Source organism: Cupriavidus sp. 05N40 (assembly GCF_056397305.1).
Genome location: NZ_JBFTND010000022.1, coordinates 1 through 18,105 on the forward strand (window position 1 = coordinate 1; position 18,105 = coordinate 18,105).

General features: G+C 66.6%; 16 protein-coding genes. 9 read left to right on the top strand and 7 right to left on the bottom strand.

Annotation, left to right across the window (positions count from 1 at the left end; translation table 11 throughout):
- Both AC1DO7_RS07455 and AC1DO7_RS07460 read right to left on the bottom strand, forming a co-directional pair.
- On the bottom strand, nucleotides 1–214 hold a 214-nt coding region (locus tag AC1DO7_RS07455; RefSeq protein ID WP_477115953.1), incomplete at its 3' end, for an ABC transporter permease subunit.
- 10 nt (nucleotides 215–224) lie between these two features.
- On the bottom strand, nucleotides 225–1,085 hold the full coding sequence (locus tag AC1DO7_RS07460) for a branched-chain amino acid ABC transporter permease (protein ID WP_477115954.1): 861 nt from the start codon (nucleotides 1,083–1,085) through the stop codon (nucleotides 225–227).
- A gap of 458 nt (nucleotides 1,086–1,543) precedes the next feature.
- On the opposite strand from AC1DO7_RS07460, the gene AC1DO7_RS07465 reads away from it, so the two are divergent.
- The 3 genes from AC1DO7_RS07465 (at nucleotide 1,544) to AC1DO7_RS07475 (ending at nucleotide 4,538) form a co-directional block, all read left to right on the top strand.
- Nucleotides 1,544–2,488 (top strand): IclR family transcriptional regulator, encoded by a 945-nt coding sequence (locus AC1DO7_RS07465; RefSeq protein WP_477115955.1) that lies wholly within the window; start codon nucleotides 1,544–1,546, stop codon nucleotides 2,486–2,488.
- 167 nt (nucleotides 2,489–2,655) lie between these two features.
- On the top strand, nucleotides 2,656–3,468 hold the full coding sequence (locus AC1DO7_RS07470) for an SDR family oxidoreductase (protein WP_441614718.1): 813 nt from the start codon (nucleotides 2,656–2,658) through the stop codon (nucleotides 3,466–3,468).
- Between the two features lie 86 nt (nucleotides 3,469–3,554).
- The gene (locus AC1DO7_RS07475; RefSeq protein WP_441614716.1) at nucleotides 3,555–4,538 is read left to right on the top strand and encodes a Bug family tripartite tricarboxylate transporter substrate binding protein; all 984 of its coding nucleotides are present in this window, start codon (nucleotides 3,555–3,557) and stop codon (nucleotides 4,536–4,538) included.
- Between the two features lie 121 nt (nucleotides 4,539–4,659).
- On the opposite strand, the gene AC1DO7_RS07480 is transcribed toward AC1DO7_RS07475, so the two are convergent.
- Entirely contained in the window at nucleotides 4,660–6,048 is a 1,389-nt protein-coding gene (locus AC1DO7_RS07480; protein WP_441614714.1) for an MFS transporter, read from the bottom strand.
- Between the two features lie 361 nt (nucleotides 6,049–6,409).
- Here AC1DO7_RS07480 and AC1DO7_RS07485 point away from each other — a divergent pair, with 361 nt between their 5' ends.
- From AC1DO7_RS07485 to AC1DO7_RS07500, 4 genes are all read left to right on the top strand, one after another.
- Complete coding sequence (locus AC1DO7_RS07485; protein ID WP_441614712.1) at nucleotides 6,410–7,930, top strand: pyridoxal phosphate-dependent decarboxylase family protein; 1,521 nt, start codon at nucleotides 6,410–6,412, stop codon at nucleotides 7,928–7,930.
- Nucleotides 7,927–9,213 (top strand): ATP-grasp domain-containing protein, encoded by a 1,287-nt coding sequence (locus AC1DO7_RS07490; RefSeq protein WP_441614710.1) that lies wholly within the window; start codon nucleotides 7,927–7,929, stop codon nucleotides 9,211–9,213. Before AC1DO7_RS07485 ends, AC1DO7_RS07490 begins: the two co-directional genes overlap by 4 nt.
- On the top strand, nucleotides 9,167–10,759 hold the full coding sequence (locus AC1DO7_RS07495; protein WP_441614708.1) for a hypothetical protein: 1,593 nt from the start codon (nucleotides 9,167–9,169) through the stop codon (nucleotides 10,757–10,759). The genes AC1DO7_RS07490 and AC1DO7_RS07495 overlap by 47 nt, the downstream gene beginning before the upstream one ends.
- A gap of 368 nt (nucleotides 10,760–11,127) precedes the next feature.
- Complete coding sequence (locus AC1DO7_RS07500) at nucleotides 11,128–12,786, top strand: methyl-accepting chemotaxis protein (protein WP_441614706.1); 1,659 nt, start codon at nucleotides 11,128–11,130, stop codon at nucleotides 12,784–12,786.
- Here the strand turns inward: AC1DO7_RS07500 and AC1DO7_RS07505 are convergent.
- Nucleotides 12,783–13,205, bottom strand: coding sequence for an organic hydroperoxide resistance protein (locus tag AC1DO7_RS07505; RefSeq protein ID WP_441614704.1), 423 nt, complete (start codon nucleotides 13,203–13,205; stop codon nucleotides 12,783–12,785). The two genes, AC1DO7_RS07500 and AC1DO7_RS07505, sit on opposite strands and share 4 nt — an antisense overlap.
- 170 nt (nucleotides 13,206–13,375) lie before the next feature.
- Nucleotides 13,376–14,050 carry a type 1 glutamine amidotransferase domain-containing protein gene (locus AC1DO7_RS07510; protein ID WP_441614763.1) on the bottom strand — a complete coding sequence of 225 codons (675 nt, stop codon included), beginning with the start codon at nucleotides 14,048–14,050 and terminating at the stop codon, nucleotides 13,376–13,378.
- Between the two features lie 488 nt (nucleotides 14,051–14,538).
- Between AC1DO7_RS07510 and AC1DO7_RS07515 the strand changes: the two genes are divergently transcribed.
- Nucleotides 14,539–15,378, top strand: coding sequence for an enoyl-CoA hydratase/isomerase family protein (locus AC1DO7_RS07515; protein WP_441614702.1), 840 nt, complete (start codon nucleotides 14,539–14,541; stop codon nucleotides 15,376–15,378).
- Nucleotides 15,379–15,432: 54 nt separating this feature from the next.
- Here AC1DO7_RS07515 and AC1DO7_RS07520 read toward each other — a convergent pair whose 3' ends face one another.
- Nucleotides 15,433–16,008 (bottom strand): hypothetical protein, encoded by a 576-nt coding sequence (locus AC1DO7_RS07520; RefSeq protein WP_441614700.1) that lies wholly within the window; start codon nucleotides 16,006–16,008, stop codon nucleotides 15,433–15,435.
- A 143-nt stretch (nucleotides 16,009–16,151) separates the two neighbouring features.
- Here AC1DO7_RS07520 and AC1DO7_RS07525 point away from each other — a divergent pair, with 143 nt between their 5' ends.
- Nucleotides 16,152–16,724 (top strand): MarR family winged helix-turn-helix transcriptional regulator, encoded by a 573-nt coding sequence (locus AC1DO7_RS07525; RefSeq protein ID WP_441614761.1) that lies wholly within the window; start codon nucleotides 16,152–16,154, stop codon nucleotides 16,722–16,724.
- 5 nt (nucleotides 16,725–16,729) lie between these two features.
- Here AC1DO7_RS07525 and AC1DO7_RS07530 read toward each other — a convergent pair whose 3' ends face one another.
- On the bottom strand, nucleotides 16,730–17,953 hold the full coding sequence (locus tag AC1DO7_RS07530; protein WP_441614759.1) for an IscS subfamily cysteine desulfurase: 1,224 nt from the start codon (nucleotides 17,951–17,953) through the stop codon (nucleotides 16,730–16,732).
- Nucleotides 17,954–18,105: the final 152 nt, after the last annotated feature.

Below are 18,105 nucleotides of genomic sequence, written 5' to 3' on the forward strand. Positions count from 1 at the left end.
GCGTGTAGGCGCCGATTGCCATGAAGCCACCGTGCGCGAGGTTGAGCTGGCCGGTGTAGCCGGTGATCAGGTTCAGCCCCAGCGTGGCGATGGCGTAGATGAAGGCCAGCGTCATCACCGTCAGGTAGTAGCTGTTGGGCGTGAGCAGCGGGAACGCGACGGCCAGCGCCAGCAGCAGTGCCCAGCCGGCTTTTCCTTGCAATGCATTGGTCATGTTGCGCTCCTTAAGCGGCCTTGCCGGCAAACAGGCCCTGCGGGCGGATSGACAGGATGRYCACCAGCAGCAYGAASGCGATGATGTCCTTGTAGTCGGTGGAGACGTAGAAGCCGCCGAAGCTCTCGGCCATGCCGATGATCAGCCCGCCCACGATGGCCCCGGGAATGCTGCCCATGCCGCCGAGGATGATGATGACGAAGGCCTTGGTGATGACCAGGTTGCCCATGCTCGGGTAGACCAGGTTGATCGGCGCGTACAGCGTGGCGGCGATGGCGGCCAGCGCGCCCGAGATGGCGAACACCAGCAGGGTGACGCGGGTCGCGTCGATGCCCACCAGCGCGGCGCCTTCGCGGTTCTGCGCCATCGCCACGATGGTCGAGCCGGTCACGGTGCGCGTGAGGAACAGGTGCAGCAGCACCATCAGGCCGAAAGCCGCGCCGATGATCAGCAGGCGCTGGGCGGGGGCGGTGAGCCCGAACACTTCCACCATCTGGCCGTAGGGCGTGGGCATGCGGTTGAAGTCCGCGCCCCACAGCGCCTGCGCGCCGGCCTCGAGGAACAGCATGATGCCGATGGCGGCGATCATGTCGTGCAACTCGGGCGCGTTGCGCAGCGGATGGAACACCAGGCGATCGGCCAGCATCGACAGCGCTGCCACCGCCAGCGCGGCGGCGCCCATCGCCAGCCAGTAGTTCATGCCGAGCGCCGTCATCATGTAGTACGAGACATAGGCGCCGGCCATGTAGAACGCGCCGTGCGCGAAATTGGGCACGTGCAGGATGCCGTAGACCAGTGTCAGGCCCAGCGCCACCAGGCTATACACGCCGCCCAGCGTGAGGCCGTTCAGGACTTGTTGGAGAAACAACATCTCGGGCTTACCTCTTGGCTAGTCGCAAAAAAAATCGCGAACGAAGGCACGCAAGCCGCATGGCGGCATGCGCGGAAGCTGCGGCGCCGCGCGCGAGGCGCGGGCCGCTCATGGGGCAAATACGGGGATCAGCCGGGCGGTGGTGCGGCTTGCCGGATGGTGTGGTCCATGTCTTGTCTCCTGTGCAATGCGGTGCAATGCGGATTTGGCTGGTCGGGGGCGGGCCCCGCTGCCGGTGTCGTCGTGTCGGTGAAGGCGCCATGCGTTCGCACGCATATGCACGTTCCAGCACGATCGTTCGTTTTCATTGACTGTTGCATACGGCCTGAGGCACAGTCAAGGAATACGGAATAGTCTTCCGCACAGCGAAATAGCCGGCGCAGCCCGCGTCCGCAGCCATCCGGCGCGGCCCCGGGGCGCGTCCTTCCGCAGCCAGTTGCCATGTGTCGCCGCCACCCATGAAGCGCACTTCGTCGATCCCGCTGTCGCCCTGCGCATCGCCTGCCGGCGCTGCCAGCGCCACGCAAGCCACGCAAGCCACGCAAGCCGCGCACGCCACGCACGCCACGCATGCGACCCATGCGGCCGATGCGCAGCCGGTGCTGTTTTCCGGCACGCCCGCCGATGCGGCGCGCGACGACCGCAACTTCGTCACCGCGCTGGCGCGCGGGCTGGACCTGCTGCGCGCCTTCGGCCCGCATGACGATTACCTCGGCAACGCCGAACTCGCGCGGCGCGCCGGCATTCCGCGGCCGACCGTTTCGCGCCTGACCTACACGCTCACCAGCCTGGGCTACCTGATCTATTCGGAGTCGCTCGAGAAGTACCGCCTCGGGCAAGGTGCTATGGTGCTCGGGCAGCGCTACCTGGCCGGCTCGCGCATCCGCGAGATCGCGCAGCCGCTGATGCAGTCGCTCGCGTTCGCCACCGATTGCACGGTGGCGCTGGCCACCGCCGACCGGCACGAGATGGTCTACCTGGAGGTCTGCCAGCCGCGCGGCGCGCTGGTGATGCGGCTGGCGCCGGGATCGCGCCTGCCCACCGCCACCTCGRCCATCGGACGTGCGTGGCTGGCCGGGCTGGAAGCGCCGCGCCGCGCCGCCGTGGTGGCCGACCTCGAGCATTTCTACGGCAGCCGCTGGGCACCTATCCGCACCAAGCTCGAACGCGCGCTGCGCGACTACGGCAGGCGCGGCTTCTGCCTCGCGCATGCGGAGTGGGACCGCAGCGTGAGCGGCGCGGCCGCGCCGGTGGTGCTCGAAGGCGGCGCCGAGGTGCTGGCCATCAATATCGGCGGCGCCGCCACGCGGCTCACGCCGGAGATTCTCGATGGCAACCTCGGGCCGCGCATTCGCGAGCTGGCCGAGACGCTGCAGGCGCGGCTCTGGCAAGGACAGGGATAGCGAGGCATCATCGCAGCGGCATCGACATGCATCCACCGCCATCCCTCACAGCAAGGATCACAGCAAGAATCACAGCAAGAATCACAGCAAGAATCACAGAATTCCCGCGGCCATGTGAGCCGTACATCTAGCTGGCATTACAGACAAAGAAAACAAAGGAGACAAAGATGGAGATCCGCAACAAGACCGTGATCGTGACGGGCGCCGCCACCGGCATCGGACGTGCGCTGGCGCTGGCCTTCGCCGCGGGCGGCGCGCGCGGCGTGGCCGTGGCCGACCTCGACGAAGCGGGCGCGCAGAAGGTGGCCGCGGAGCTGGCGCAGGCCAGTCCCGCGTGCAAGGTCTTCGCGCAGCGCACGGACGTGGCCGATGCCGCCGCGGTGCAGGCGCTGGCGGATGCGGCCACCGAGCGCTTCGGCCAGGTGGACGTGTTCTGCTCGAACGCCGGCATCATCCTGCGCAAGGGCCTGGACGCCAGCGCCGAGGAATGGCAGCGCATCTGGGAGATCAACGTGATGGCCCACATCCACGCCGCGCGCGCGGTGCTGCCGCAGATGCTCGCGCGCGGCGAGGGCTACTTCGTCAACACCGTATCGGCCGCGGGGCTGCTGTCGCAGATCGGCTCGGCACCCTACGCCGTGACCAAGCATGCCGCCATCGGCTTTGCCGAGTGGCTGTCGATCACCTACGGCGACCGCGGCATCAAGGTCAGTTGCATCTGTCCGCAGGGCGTGCAGACCAACATGCTGTTCGGCGAGGACGGGGCGCGCAAGGGCTTCCTGCAGGCGGGATCGGTCACGCCCGAGCATGTGGCGCAGGTCACGCTGGCAGGCGTGCAGGAGGAGCGCTTCCTGATCCTGCCGCATCCCGAAGTGCTGGAGTACTACCAGCGCAAGGGCCAGGACTACGACCGCTGGCTCAAGGGCATGCGCCGCCTGCACGACAAGGTGATGGCCGAGTTCGGCGGCACCGTGGTGTGAGCATGGCCGCGCCCCGCGCGGCATCCCAGGCAATAACCCGATCAAAGCAAAAGAAAAAGCAAAAGCAAAAGCAAAGGGAGACATCAATGCGCAGCAAACCATTCGCGGCGGCCATGCTGGCCGCCTGCGCCGCATTTACCGCGCTGGCCGCGTCATCGGCCCGGGCCGATACCTATCCCTCCAAGCCGATCCGCATCGTGGTGGGCTTTCCCAGCGGCGGCGCGCCGGATATCCTGGCGCGGATCTTCTCCGAGAAGATTTCTCCCGCGTGGGGCCAGCCGGTGGTGGTCGACAACAAGCCGGGTGCGGGCGGCAATATCGGCGGCGAGGCCGTGGCGCACGCCGCGCCCGACGGCTACACGCTGGCCATGGGCACGGTGGGCACGCACTCGATCAACGGCGCGCTCTACGCCAGGATGCCGTACGACATGGTGAAGGACTTCGTGCCGGTGATCCTGGTCGCGTCCACGCCCAACGTGCTCGTGGTCAACCCCGCGGTGCCGGCCAGGAACGTGCAGGAACTCATCGCGCTGGCCAAGGCCAAGCCGGGCGGCCTCACCTTCGGCACGCCAGGCGTCGGCACTTCGCTGCACGTGGCGGGCGAACTGTTCAATTCGATGGCCGGCGTGAAGATCACCCACGTGCCGTACAAAGGCCGCGCCATGGCCATCCCCGACCTGCTCGGCGGCCATATCACGATGATGTTCGACAACCTGCCGTCGGCGCTGCCGGTGGTCAAGGAAGGCAAGCTGCGGGCCTTGGGCGTCACCAGCGCCAAGCGCTCGCCTTCGGCCCCGGACATCCCCACGCTGGCCGAGCAGGGATTGCCGGGCTTCGAGGCCGATTCCTGGTTCGCCATCTTCGCGCCGGCCAACACGCCCAAGGATGTGGTCGCCAAGCTCAACGCCGAACTCAACCGTATCTACACGCTGCCCGACGTCCAGGCCAAGCTCAAGACCCTGGGACTGGACCCGATCCTAGGCACGCCGGAAACGCTGGCAAGCTACCAGCGCGCCGAGATCGCGAAGTGGGCGAGGGTGGTGAAGGAGTCGGGGGCCAAGGCGGAGTGATCGCCCCGGAGCGCACAGTCGGGGCTGGCCTGGCGGTGTAAGGCTTCCCCTCTCCCGCAGCGGGCGCTGCGGGGGAGGGGAGCAAGCCGGCGGGATCCCGGTGCAGGGCGCCGGCCGGGCGTCAGATATCCGCTTCGGCCGCGCCCCGCGCCTGGGAGCCACTGCCGCTGCGCAGCCGGCTGAAGCTCACCACCGCGCCCACCGTGGCCACCGTCGCCGCCACATACAAGGCCAGCCTTGCCGCGCCGGTCTGGTCCACGCTGAACAGCAGTGCGACCACCGCGGTGCCGGTGGTCTGCCCCAGCAGCCGCGTGGTGGCCTGCGCGCCGCTGGCGCCGCCGCTGCGCGCGGGCGGCGTGGCGCCGATCATGGCGCGGTTGTTGGGCGACTGGAACAGCCCGAAGCCCAGCCCGCACATCGCCATGCGCCAGCCGATGCCGAAGCTCGATGCGTCGGGGCCGAGCAAGGCCAGGCCGACCAGCCCGCTGCCGAGCAGCGCCAGCCCGACTCCGGCCAGGATGCTGGCGGGATAGCGGTCCGACAGGCGACCCGACAAGGGTGCCATGATCGCCACCATCAGCGGCCACGGCGTGATCAGCAGCCCGGTCTCGTGCAGCGAGCGGCCCAGCTGGTATTCCAGGTAGAACGGCAGCGCCACGAAGGCCAGCATCTGCGCCATGAAGGAGCAGAACGAGGTACCCACGGCCAGCGTGAAGGCGCGGTTGCGGAACAGGTCCACCGGCACCAGCGGCGCCGGCTTGCCGCGCTGCATGCGCACCAGCCCCAAGCCCAGCAGCGCGGCGGCCACCAGTCCGGCCGCCGCCGCAGGACGCAGGCTGGCGTGGCCGGCGCCGTCGACGCTCAGGATGAACAGCGCGAATACCACTGCCGACAGCAGCGCGCTGCGATAGTCGAAGCCATGCGGCTGGGGCGGCGTGGCCGGCAGCGCGCTGCGTGCCAGCACGAGGGCGAACACCGCCACCGGCACGTTGATGGCGAACAGCCACGGCCAGCTCGCGATGGACAGGATCAGTGCGCCCACCGACGGGCCCACGGCGATGGTGATGCCCACCACCAGCGCATTCAGCCCGATGCCGCGGCCGAGCTTGGTGGGCGGATAGATAAAGCGCACCAGCGCCGTGTTCACGCTCATGATGCCGGCGCCGCCCACGCCCTGCAGCACGCGCGCCGCCACCAGCACGGGCAGGTTCGGCGACAGCGCGCACAGCAGCGATCCGAGCAGGAAGATCGCCAGCCCCGCGCGGTACACCCGCTTGTAGCCAAGGATGTCGCCGAGCGAGGACAGCGGCAGCAGGCATACCGTGACGGTGAGCTGGTAGGCGTTGACCACCCAGATGGTGCTGCTCGGGTCTGCCGCCAGCTCGCGGGAGATCGATGGCAGTGCGATATTGGCGATCGAGCCGTCGAGCACGGCCATGATGAGGCCGCAAAACACGGTGAGGATGGCCCAGCCGCGTTGGGGGTGGGGGAGGCCTTGGTGTGTCTGCATGGGAAGTGGGGGAGTGCCGACGGGAGGCGCGAGCGTTGCCTGCGATACTTGATTGCACAATTATCGTCGCGCACGGCGGTGCCCGCAATCGATCGGATTGTGGTAAGGCGGGGCCGCAGTGTTGTTTTTCGGTCCCCGGGGTGCCGGCGCGGGCCGGCAGCGGGGCCGGCCCGCGCCCCGGGCGGAGCCGGATACCCACGGCGGGCCCCTGGCTTGGCAGAGAAATAGGGCAGGAAACCCGCCATCCTCGTCAGAACGGGCCGGCGGCCCGGCGCTATGATCCCCGCCACAATGTCCCGCAAGCGAGGCCGCGCAAAGCACCTCGCCTTGGGACGCAGCGTTTTCCGGACAGCCATCAGCCATGTCAACACCAACCCCCGAGGGCAGCCGGCAGCCAGCCCGCGCCAGCCTCGACCCTGTCGACTGGAGCGCGCTGAGGGCGCAGGGCCACAGCATGCTCGACGATATGCTGGACTACCTCCAGGGCATTCGCGAGCGGCCGGTCTGGCAGCCGATCCCCGACGCGGTGCGCGAGCGCTTCCGCGAGCCCTTGCCGCGCGAGGGAAGCGGGCTGGAGCGGGTGCACCAGACCTTCATGGACAGCATCCTGCCTTATGCCGTGGGCAATGCGCATCCCGGCTTCATGGGCTGGGTGCATGGCGGCGGCACCCCGGTCGGCATGCTGGCGGAAATGCTCGCGGCCGGGCTCAATGCCAACCTCGGTGGCCGCGACCACATCCCGGTCGAGGTGGAGTGGCAGGTGCTGCGCTGGGTGATCGAGCTGTTCGGCTTTCCCCAGGATGCCAGCGGCCTGTTCCTGACCGGCTCCTCCATGGCCAACCTGTGCGGCGTGCTGGCCGCCAGGACCCGGGCACTCGGTGGCGAGGTGCGCGCGAGCGGCGTGGCGCAGGCAGCGTGCCGCCTTACCGCCTATACCTCCGCGCGGGCGCACGGCTGCATCGCGCAAGGCATGGACCTGGCCGGCCTGGGGAAAGACAATCTGCGCTCGATTCCCGTCGACGATCAAGGGCGCATGGATCTGGCCCGCCTCGCCGCCGCCATCGCGGTGGACCGTGCTGCCGGCTTCTCGCCATTCCTCGTCGTCGGCACCGCCGGCACGGTCGATACCGGTGCCATCGACGACCTGGCCGGCATCGCTCGCATGGCACGCCGGGAGCAACTGCACTTCCATGTCGACGGCGCCTTTGGCGCACTTGCCATGCTGTGTCCCCAGCTTGCCCCGCGCCTGCGTGGCATCGAGCAGGCGGACTCGATCGCCTTCGATTTCCACAAGTGGCTGCAAGTCCCCTATGACGCCGGCTTTTTCGTGGTCCGGGACCGGCAATTGCACCTGCGCACCTTTGCCACGCACGAAGGCACCTATCTCAGCCGCGGCGAGCGCGGCATGGCGGCCGGCTCGCCCTGGCCGTGCGACTTCGGCCCGGATCTCTCGCGCGGCTTTCGCGCCCTGAAGACCTGGTTCACGATCAAGGTCTACGGCACCGAGCGGCTGGGCGGCATGATCGCGCATACGTGCGCAYTGGCGCAGGAACTCGCGCGCCGCATCCGTGCCGAGCCGGAGCTGGAGCTGCTGGCGCCGGTATCGCTCAATATCGTCTGCTTCCGCTTCACCGGCACCGGGCCCGCGGCGAGCGGCGCCATCGACCAGGTCAATCGCGATCTGGTCGTCGCCTTGCAGGAATCCGGCCTCGCCGCGCCTTCGTCGACGATGCTCGACGGGCGCTTCGCGATCCGGGTTGCCTTGTTCAACCATCGCAGCACCTCGCAGGATATCGATGCCCTGCTTGGCGCGACCCTCGCACTCGGCAAGGCGCTGAGCGCTTCGACATCCGTGCCTGAAGTCAGCGATCTAACACAATGAACGTGAACGCCATCCACGATTCCGCAACCGCCACGCCGGCCCGGGACACGCTGATCGGCCTGCGCCACCTGCTGCGCGCCGCCCATCAGAATGAAGACCTGCGCCCCCTCGGCGCGAAGCTGATCAACCATCTGCAGTCGCAGCCGGATGACGCCAATGCGCTGATGGATCTCTCGCTGGTCCTGCAGCTGCTCGGCGATCATGCGCTTGCCATGACCATCCAGGCCGAGGCGCTGCAGACGCGGCAGCTCTATCACCTGCCGACGCTGCGCGATGGCGCCGTTGGCCTGCGCGTGCTGGCCATCATGGTGTCAGGCGACCTGATGGCGAACACGCCGCTGGAATGCCTGCTGGGCAACTCCGACGTGGCGCTCGACGTGCTGTACGTCACCCCGGAAGAACCGCTGCCGCAGGCCGTGCCGGAGCACGATGTGCTTTTCATTGCCGTTGGCGAATCGGACCGCACCCAGCCCGTGCTGGAGCAACTCCGCGCGCTCGCCGCGATCTGGCCGCGCCCCGTGCTGAACCTGCCGGATCGCCTGCAGCGGCTGTCGCGCGACCGGGCCGCATCGGCGCTGGCGTCGGCACCGGGCATCTGCATGCCGCCCACGCTGCGCGTGGACCGCGAGGTGCTGGCGGCCGTGGCCGGGGAGCAAGCCACGATCGTATCGGTGCTGGGCGAAGGTGGATTCCCGATCATCGTCCGGCCGCTCGGCTCCCATGCCGGCAAGGGGCTGGAAAAGCTCGGCGACGCGGCCGAGCTGGCCGCTTACCTGGCGCAGTCCGGCGAGCCGGCCTTCTATGTGTCGCGCTTCATCGACTACCGGAACGCGGACGGACTGTTCCGCAAATACCGGCTCGTGCTGATCGAGGGGCGTCCCTATGTGTGCCACGTGGGCATTTCCGAGCACTGGATGATCCACTACCTGAATGCCGGCATGGCCGAGAGCGCCGTCAAGCGGGAGGAGGAAGCGGCGATCATGCGCGACTTCGACCACACCTTCGCGCTGCGCCACAAGGATGCCCTGGCACTGATCCAGGCGCGCCTGGATCTCGACTATGTCGGCCTGGATTGCGCCGAGACGCAGGACGGCGAGTTGCTGGTGTTCGAGGCGGACACGGCCATGGTCGTGCACGACATCGACCCGGTCGACCTCTTTCCCTACAAGCAGCCGCAAATGCACAAGATCTTCGCTGCATTCCGGGCCATGCTGATCAATGCCAGCCAGACCGAGCATGCCGGTCGAACGCACGCTGCCGATGCCGCTGCCATCGACGGCTGAGCTGCTGGTCAGCGGCGGCGATCACCGCATCGCGCTGGACCCCGCCACAGGCCGCAACAAGTACGGTTGCGAGCCGCTCGCCTGCGCGGACCTCGCTGCGTTCGGCTCGTCCACGTCTTCGGGAATCTCGCCGGCGGCGTTCGCCGTGGTCGACGAACTGCGCGGCCGGCTCGCCGCCGCGCTGGCGCACCAGACGCCGGCCGAGCTTTATCGCCGCGAGATGGACCGGCTGCGCAGCGAGGTGCTGGCACTGTGCGGCATCGACCAGGCGCAGGACCCCGGGCTCGTTTTCTCGGCGTCGGGCACCGATGTGCACCTGCTTGCCGCGCGGGTAGCCGCGCGCGTGACGGGGGACGGCGACCGCGCTGGCGATGGCGCGCCCGCCAGGCCGCTGGTGATCATGGCGGGCGCGGCCGAAAGTGGCAGCGGTGTGCCCGCGGCGCTCGCCGGGCAGCACTTCAGCACGTATAACGCCCTGGGCCGTACCACCATCCCGGGCGAGTCCCTCGGCCAGTCCTGCGCCAGCGATATCCTCGATGTGCCGATCCGCAATGCCGACGGAACCCTGCGGGATGCGGCCATGGTCGACGCGGAAATCGAGGCGCTGGTCGGCCAGGCCGCGCGTAACGGGCGCCATGTGCTGCTGGTGCTGATCGATGTCTCCAAGACCGGCTGCATCGCGCCGGGCATCTCGTGCGTCATGCGGCTGCGGCGCCGCTGGCCGTCGGTGGTGCAGGTGCTGGTCGATGCCTGCCAGTTCCGCCTTGAACCACGCACCATCCAGGCCTACCTGCGCAGTGGCTTCATGGTGGCGCTGACCGGCTCCAAGTTCCTCACGGGACCCTCGTTCTCCGGCGCCTTGCTGCTGCCAGCGGAGATTGGCGGCAAGCTGCGCCAGCGCGGCGTGCCTGCCCAGCTTCGTATCTACTCCGCGCGCGAGGAATGGCCGCAGGACTGGGCCTGCGCGCAGGCCCTGGGATCCTTCGCCAATTTCGGCCTGCTGCTGCGCTGGCAGGCGGCGGTCCATGAGTTGCGCGCGTTCCGGGCGGTAAGCGCCTCGCAGGTCGAAGGCATCCTGCGGCGCTTTGCCGACGCCGTCGGGCAACGGCTGCACCACGATCCGGCCTTTGCCGCCCTCGATGTACCGGCGCTGGACCGCGCCGCGCTGGACAGTCCGTCGAGCTGGGACGGTATCCAGACCATCCACCCTTTCCTGCTGTACCGGCCCGTCTCGCATGGCGGCAGGGCTCCGCTCAGCCGGGACGAGACCGCCGCCGTCTATCGCCAGTTGCAGATGCCGGCGTCTGGTAGCGGCGCCTGCCAGCTTGGCCAGCCGGTGGATTGTGGCCACCAGGCGGGCGTTCCGGTCAGCGCCCTGCGGCTGTGCATGAGCGCCAGGCTGGCAGTCGATGCCGCGCGCGGCATCGGTCATGAGACGCGCATCATCCGCCAGGCCATGTCTTGCCTCGATGCCGTTGCGGCGCTGGCCCACGGCTGCGCGCCTTCTCTCAACCCGGCGGCGCTAGCGGAAACGGCATTTTCCTGATCCCCGGCGCGGGCATGCCTGCCCGATTCCAGCTCTTGCCCCGGCGCCGATGCCGGCATGCTTCAGCGCGCGGGAGCTGTGGCGATTGCGCCGCCTGGTCGCGCGCTCACGAAAATCTATCCCCACTTTGGTAGGGGGTGAGTATTCCCGACTTCTGCCGTTAGCCGCTTTGCAGCCCGGCGCCGCATGCATGCGGCGCCGGGCTGCACACGCATGAGCCGAAGAGCGACGCGTAGACGATGATCGCCCACACCACAAAAGACGGGCAAGCGGGAACGGGATGGCAGCGGTTCGCCTTGGCGATTCAAAGCAGAAACCTTGGACCAATCCGCAGCGCCAATGTCCTGACGGGACAAGAGGGGATCACCGTGAAGTTCAACAGCCTGTCCATCAAGCGCAAGCTCCTGCTCGGCTTCAGCCTGCTCGCCATCATCACACTGGCCGTCGCCGCGCTCTCGCTGCGCGCGCTGAGCCAGACCACCGAAGGCTTCACCCGCTATCTGCACGGCATGAATGCGCGCGCGGAGATGGCCGCGCAGGTGCGCACCGCCGTCGACCGCCGCGCCATTGCCGCGCGCAACCTCGTGCTGGTGACCAGGCCCGAGGATATCGCCATCGAGAAGACCGAGGCGCTGCGCGCGCACGATGACGTGAAGGCGCACCTGGCGCGGCTCAAGGAGATGGTCCAGGCCAGCGACGCCAGCGAAGGCGCGCGCAAACTGGTGCGCGATATCGACAGCATCGAAACGCGCTACGGGCCGGTGGCCACGGACATCGTCGGCCTGGCGCTTGCCGGCAAGCGTGACGAAGCCATCCTCAAGATGAATGCAGAATGCCGGCCCCTGCTCGCGGCGCTGGTCCAGGCCACCGATGCCTATACACAATTCACCGCCGCACGCCAGGCCGAAACCGTGCAGCGGCTGGGAGAGGACTATCTGGCGCAGCGCAACCTGTTGATCGCCATGTCGATTGGCGCCGTGGTCCTGGCCGCCGCGGGCGGGCTGTTGCTCGCCCGTGCGATCACCGGCCCGCTGCAACTGGCCGTCGGGGTGGCGCAGACGGTAGCCCGCGGCGACCTCGGAAGCAAGATCGTGGCCACCTCGCAGGACGAGGCCGGCCGCCTGTTGTCGTCGCTGGGCGACATGAACGAACGCCTGATCGAGATCGTCTCGCGCGTGCGCCAAGGCTGCGGCAGCATTGCCGGGGCCTCGGCGGAGATCGCCGCGGGCAACGCGGACCTGAGCCGCCGCACTGAAGAGCAGGCGGCCTCGCTCGAAGAAACCGCCGCCAGCATGGAAGAGCTGACCACCACGGTACGCCTGAGCAGCGAGAACGCCAGGCAGGCCAACGACCTCGCCCGCGAAGCCGCCGATATTGCCCAGAGCGGCAGCGTGGCGGTGGGCCGGGTAGTCGATACCATGCAAGGCATCAGCGCCAGTTCCAGCAAGATCGCCGACATTACCGGCATGATCGAGGGGATCGCCTTCCAGACCAATATCCTGGCGCTCAACGCGGCGGTGGAAGCCGCGCGCGCAGGCGAGCAGGGCCGCGGGTTCGCGGTGGTGGCCAGCGAAGTGCGCAGCCTGGCCCAGCGCTCGTCCGGCGCAGCCAAGGAGATCAAGGAACTGATTTCAGGTTCGATGCGGCAGATCGAGGACGGCTCGACGCTCGCCGGCGAAGCAGGGCGGACCATGGCATCGGTGACCCAGGCCGTGGCGCGCGTCAGCGGCATCGTGGAGGAAATTGCCGGCGCGGCGCAGGAGCAAAGCCGCGGCATCGAGCAGGTCAACACCGCGATCTCGCAGATGGACCAGGTCACGCAGCAGAACGCAGCCATGGTCGAGCAGGCCGCCAGCGCATCGCGCGCGTTGCAGGATCAGGGCCGGGACCTGGATGAAGCGGTGGCGTTCTTCCGCCTGCCTGGCACCGGCAGTGGCCGCCGCCAGGCACCGGACCGGGCGGCCACGACCGGGCCGGTTGCCACCGGCATGCGATCGCTTGGCGCGCGCGGCGTGCCGGCCCCCTAGACCAGCGTCAGGGTCACGTCGATATTGCCGCGAGTGGCATTCGAATAGGGGCAGACCTGATGGGCTTGCTCGACCAGCTTCTCGGCCTCGGCGCGATCGAATCCCGGAATCGAAATCTTCAGTTCGACCTGGATGGCGAAGCCTTGCGGGATCGGGCCGATGCCGACCGCGCCTTCGATCGAGGTATCGGCCGGCAGCGTGATCTTCTGCTGTCCGGCTACGAAACGCATGGCCCCGATAAAGCAGGCAGAGTAGCCGGCAGCAAACAGTTGTTCGGGATTGACGCCATTGCCGGCGCCACCCATTTCCTTGGGCAGCGCGAGCTTCACGTCGAGCAGGCCGTCCGACGATGCAGCGCGGCCATCGCGCCCTCCGGTGGCGGTGGCATGGGCGGTGTAGATAGCTTTTTCCAGCTTCATGATGACTCCTTGAGAAGGGCCCGCGGCCAAGTGTTGGCGGGTTGGTGAAGTCGGTTCAACAGCTGCCGCGGGCGGCCTCCCTGGGAGCCCGCGGCGGATCTCGTCGATCGTGCATCGCGTCGCGCACGGCCAGGCCGCCTTGCGCGAGGCCTTGTGCAAACCGGCTTCACTCAGCCGAGAAGCGTCAGCAGCTTCTGCGCAGTGGCCGTGGATGAGGCGGGATTCTGACCGGTAATCAAGAGGCCGTCGACGATCGCAAAGCTCTGCCAATCGTCCACCTTCTCGAACAGGCCGCCGAGCCGCTTGAGTTCATCCTCGACAAGAAACGGGACGACCTTGGTCAGCTGGACTGCCTCTTCCTCCGTATTGGTGAAACCCGTTACGCGCCGRCCCTTCACGATCGGCTGGCCGTCGATAACGACGCGGTGCAGGACGGCGGGGGCATGGCAGACTGTCGCCACCGGCTTTCCGGCGTTGTAGAACGCCTCGATCAATGCGATCGAGTTCTTGTCTTCGGTCAGGTCCCACATCGGACCGTGGCCGCCCGGATAGAAGACCGCGTCATAGTCATCGGCCTTCACGCCGGCGAGCTTGACCGTGCTGGCGAGGACCGCCTGCGCAGCCGTGTCTTCCTTGAATCGCTTTGTCAGTTCGGTCTGGCCCTCGGGCTCGTCGCTCTTCGGATCGAGCGGCGGCTGGCCACCCTTGGGAGAAGCAACCGTGATCGTTACTCCCGCGTCGAGGAATGTGTAGTAAGGGGCGACAAACTCTTCGAGCCAGAATCCAGTCTTCTTCCCCGTATTTCCCAACTGATCGTGGGAGGTCAGTACCATCAGAATCTTCATCATCGTGCTCCTTGGGCCGGGACTGCGTTACCCCGCCGGGACGGCGGGCGCCGCCTCCGGCCTGAAGCCACGGCGCCCCCTTTTCGTCCATCGCCCCCTCCTTGCCGGGCGGCCGATGCGCTCTTCATCTTAGCAGCAGGGTACGGCGCRATCAAAAAACGGATGGTGATGGAATTGGAAATTATGACGAAGCGGTATCTTTATGATTCGGTTACGTTCAATAAATCAATATTTATGAATTGACAATTAATATTCTATTTATTGTTGCGTGGACGGGGTTTGCCCGGACAATGCCGCCCGCGTCGCGCGACGCTGGATCTTGCTCTCCTTGCCTATACTAAGGAGCCAGATAGCGGCGAGCCTGTTCAAGGAGCGTCCTCGAAAAGGCCGGCCCGCGTGCGTTTCCGGCGGTGCCGTCGGCTCTCGCGATTGGTTTATGGAGGCGATGATGGTGGTATAGCGTCACTTGCCGCAACCAAGGATCCCAAATGTCTAAGACAAATAAAGACCGGCAGATCTTTATGGAATGCCGTACGCCAGAATACTGGAGAGTCACGCTCAATCATCCTCCTTTCAATATTTTCGGGCCRGATAGCATCCCGCAATTGAATGAAGTCATCACTGCGCTGGAATCGGACAAGGACGTCAAGGTCGTCGTTTTCGAAAGTGCCGTGCCGGGTTTTTTCCTGACGCACTATGACTTCACCCGCGATCTTGAAGAGTCGACAAGCATGGCGCCCGGGCCAACGGGCATGCACCCGCTGCCGGATATGCTGGTGCGCCTGAGTCGCGCCCCGGTCGTGTCGATCGCGTCTATTCGCGGACGGGCGACTGGCGTGGGCAGCGAGTTGTCGCTCGCCAGCGACATGCGCTTCGCGAGTCGGGAAAAGGCCATCCTTTCGCAGTGGGAGGTCGGCGCCGCGCTTGTTCCCGGTGGCGGCCCGATGGCACGGTTGCCTCGCCTGATGGGACGAGGGCGCGCCCTTGAGGTGCTGCTGGGGGCCGACGATATCGACGGCGACCTCGCGGAGAGATATGGCTACGTGAATCGCTCGTTGCCGGATTCCGAACTGGACGCCTTTGTGGAAGCGCTCGCCTTGCGGATCGCCTCGTTCGACAAGCAAGCCATTGCCGACACCAAGCGCCTGGTCGACATCGCCAGCTTGCCGCCCGACGCCGAGATTCGCCTCGAATGGGATGCTTTCATTACATCGGTGGGTCGTCCGCAGGCCCAGAGAAAGGTAGGCGAGTTGCTGAAGCTCGGCCTGCAGGAGAATGCCGACGTCGAAGCGCGACTTGGCTATTACACCAGTACCCTGGGAAATTGAAGGCCTGGCGCCGAACCTGTGGCCATCCGCGATAGAGCCCGCGCCAGTGTCGTGTCAGGGCAGCGGCACTGGCTCGGCAAAGGCCTGCAGGAAAGCGAGCGACGGCTTTGCCGCCACGAGCCGGTTGATTTCTGTTTTCAGTTCATCCGCGGGAAGCCAGGGGTAGGTCAATCCTGCCTGCAGGGCCGCCAGCGTGGCCGCCATCGGATCGGCCACCGAGTCCATCCGCTCGATATGTATGTGCAGGCTGGCGATGCGCGCCGGGCCATCGGCCTGCGCAAAGCCCCAGCGGTAGTAGCCCTTGCCAAGCCGGAGAACGTTGGCGGCGGTTTCGCGCATTGCCACCAGCCAGGGGACAACAATGCTGTCTCCCACCAGGGCGAGTTCGTCGGCGACGTAGTAGGTACGGCAGGCATCGAAGGTCTTGGCAAACTCCGTGACGAGCGTGGCGGCGATGCCCTGTGCACCCTCGGTCTTCGCAGGAAAGGCGATCGTATCGGTGTTGATCGAGATCGTCAGCGTAGCGTCTTGCGCAAAGGCCTCATGGATCAGTTCCGGGCGGTTGTTGTCCTTGGCCCGGACATAGGTCTCCAGGAGTGACTTGGCGGTATGCAAGGGGATCGGGTTCATGGCATGTCTTGAGCAGCGAAGGGATGGAGGCGCCCGGAAGGGCGGAAATCCGGCTTGTCGCTGCAGCTTCCCGCCGCGTAGCCGGGTTGTTTGCTAGAATTTGGCACAAAGCTTGCTTGAAAAGCTATGTGGAGCAATTGCCTGTGGCGACAACTACCGGAAACAAAACCCTGACGATCACCAATCCGGCGTGCCTCGTCGATGGTTCTGACGTCGAGTTCCGTCATCTCGTGAACGGACTGCTGCCATTCGCCGCAAGGCTGCTTTCGGTGCGGGACGGCTTCGGCAGCGTGATTGGCCTGACCGGGGTCCAGTACTCGCTGATCCGGTCCATTGCGCATCTCTCCCAGCAAGGTGAGGTGACCGTGAACCAGCTGGCCGATCATCTTCACCTCAGCGGCGCCTTCGTCACCCTCGAGACCGGCAAGCTGAAGAAGCTGGGCCTGATCGACAAGAAGGCCCACCCCGACGACAAGCGCAAGATGCGCCTGACCATCACGGCCGCGGGCACGCGCTTGCTCAATGAACTGTTGCCCCTGCAGCAGCAGATCAACGACGTGTTGTTCGACGGCGTGAGTCGCACCGAATTCAAGGTCTTGTGCTCCGTTGTCGACAGGCTCGTCGCCAACGGAGACCGGGCCGCGCTTGACCTCGAGCACCTCCAGGCGCGCCGGCAAACGGTCCAGCCCGCGCGAGGTGGCGCCAGGGAGCGCTGACAGCTTCAGTGCGCGGCCCACTGGATGGTGCGCAGATCGATACCCTCCTGGTGCATGTCCCAGAGCGGGCTGAGTTCGCGCAGCCTGGAAACGGTGGCGGTGACAAGCCGGATCACTTCATCGACTTCCGCCTCGGTGGTGTAGCGGCCCAGCGTGAAGCGAATCGAGCTGTGCGCCAGCTCATCGCTGCGGCCGAGCGCACGCAGCACGAACGATGGCTCGAGCGAGGCCGAGGTGCAAGCGGATCCGGAAGAGACGGCGACACCCTTGATGCCCATGATCAGGGATTCGCCTTCGACGAAGTTGAAGCTGATATTCAGGTTGTGCGGGATTCGCTGCCGCAGGCTCCCGTTCACATAGACTTCGTCGAGTTGCGTCAGCCCCGCCAGCAACCTGTCCCTCAAGGCCCCGACGCGGCCTGCCTCTTCTGCAAGCTCCACCCTCGCAAGCCTGAACGCTTCGCCCATGCCCACGATCTGGTGCGTCGGCAGGGTGCCTGAGCGCATGCCGCGCTCATGTCCGCCGCCGTGGATCTGCGCCTCGAGGCGGATCCTGGGCTTGCGCCGCACATAGAGCGCGCCGATCCCCTTGGGGCCATAGACCTTGTGCGCGGTCACGGTGAGCAGATCGATCTTGAGCGCAGCGAGGTCAATGGGGATCTTGCCCGCCGCCTGCACCGCGTCGCAATGGAACACGATGCCCGCCGCGCGGCAGATCTCGCCGATCTGCGCAACCGGCTGGATGACGCCGATCTCATTGTTGACCATCATCACCGACACCAGGATCGTATCCGGCCGCAAGGCAGCGCGCAGCGCGCCGAGATCGATCAGGCCGTCTTCCTGCACCTCGAGATAACTTACCTCGAATCCTTGCCTCTCGAGTTCGCGGCAGGTATCGAGCACGGCCTTGTGCTCGGTCCTGACGGTGACAATGTGCCTTCCCTTGCCGCGATAGAAATGCGCCGCACCCTTGATGGCGAGGTTGTTGCCTTCCGTCGCGCCGGATGTCCAGACGATCTCCCGCGGATCGGCATTCAGCAGTGCCGCCACATGGGAGCGTGCCGTCTCCACCGCTTCCTCGGCATGCCATCCGTAGGCATGGCTGCGCGAAGCAGGATTGCCGAAATGCTGGTGCAGGAAGGGCACCATTTCATCGACGACCCGTCTGTCGACAGGCGTCGTCGCACTGTAATCCATATAGATCGGATAGGTCCTGGGTGCTGTGTGCATGCTGCTTCTACGCTGACGGCTGATGGGTTGGCGTCGCAGGGAAGAGCGATCCCTGCGCGGGAAAGTGGAGCGGAGTCYAGCACCGCGCGCGCTCCATCTGCGCTGGCGCCACACCGGCGGTAGGGTTGTTGGATGGCCCTGGCGTGGTCCGC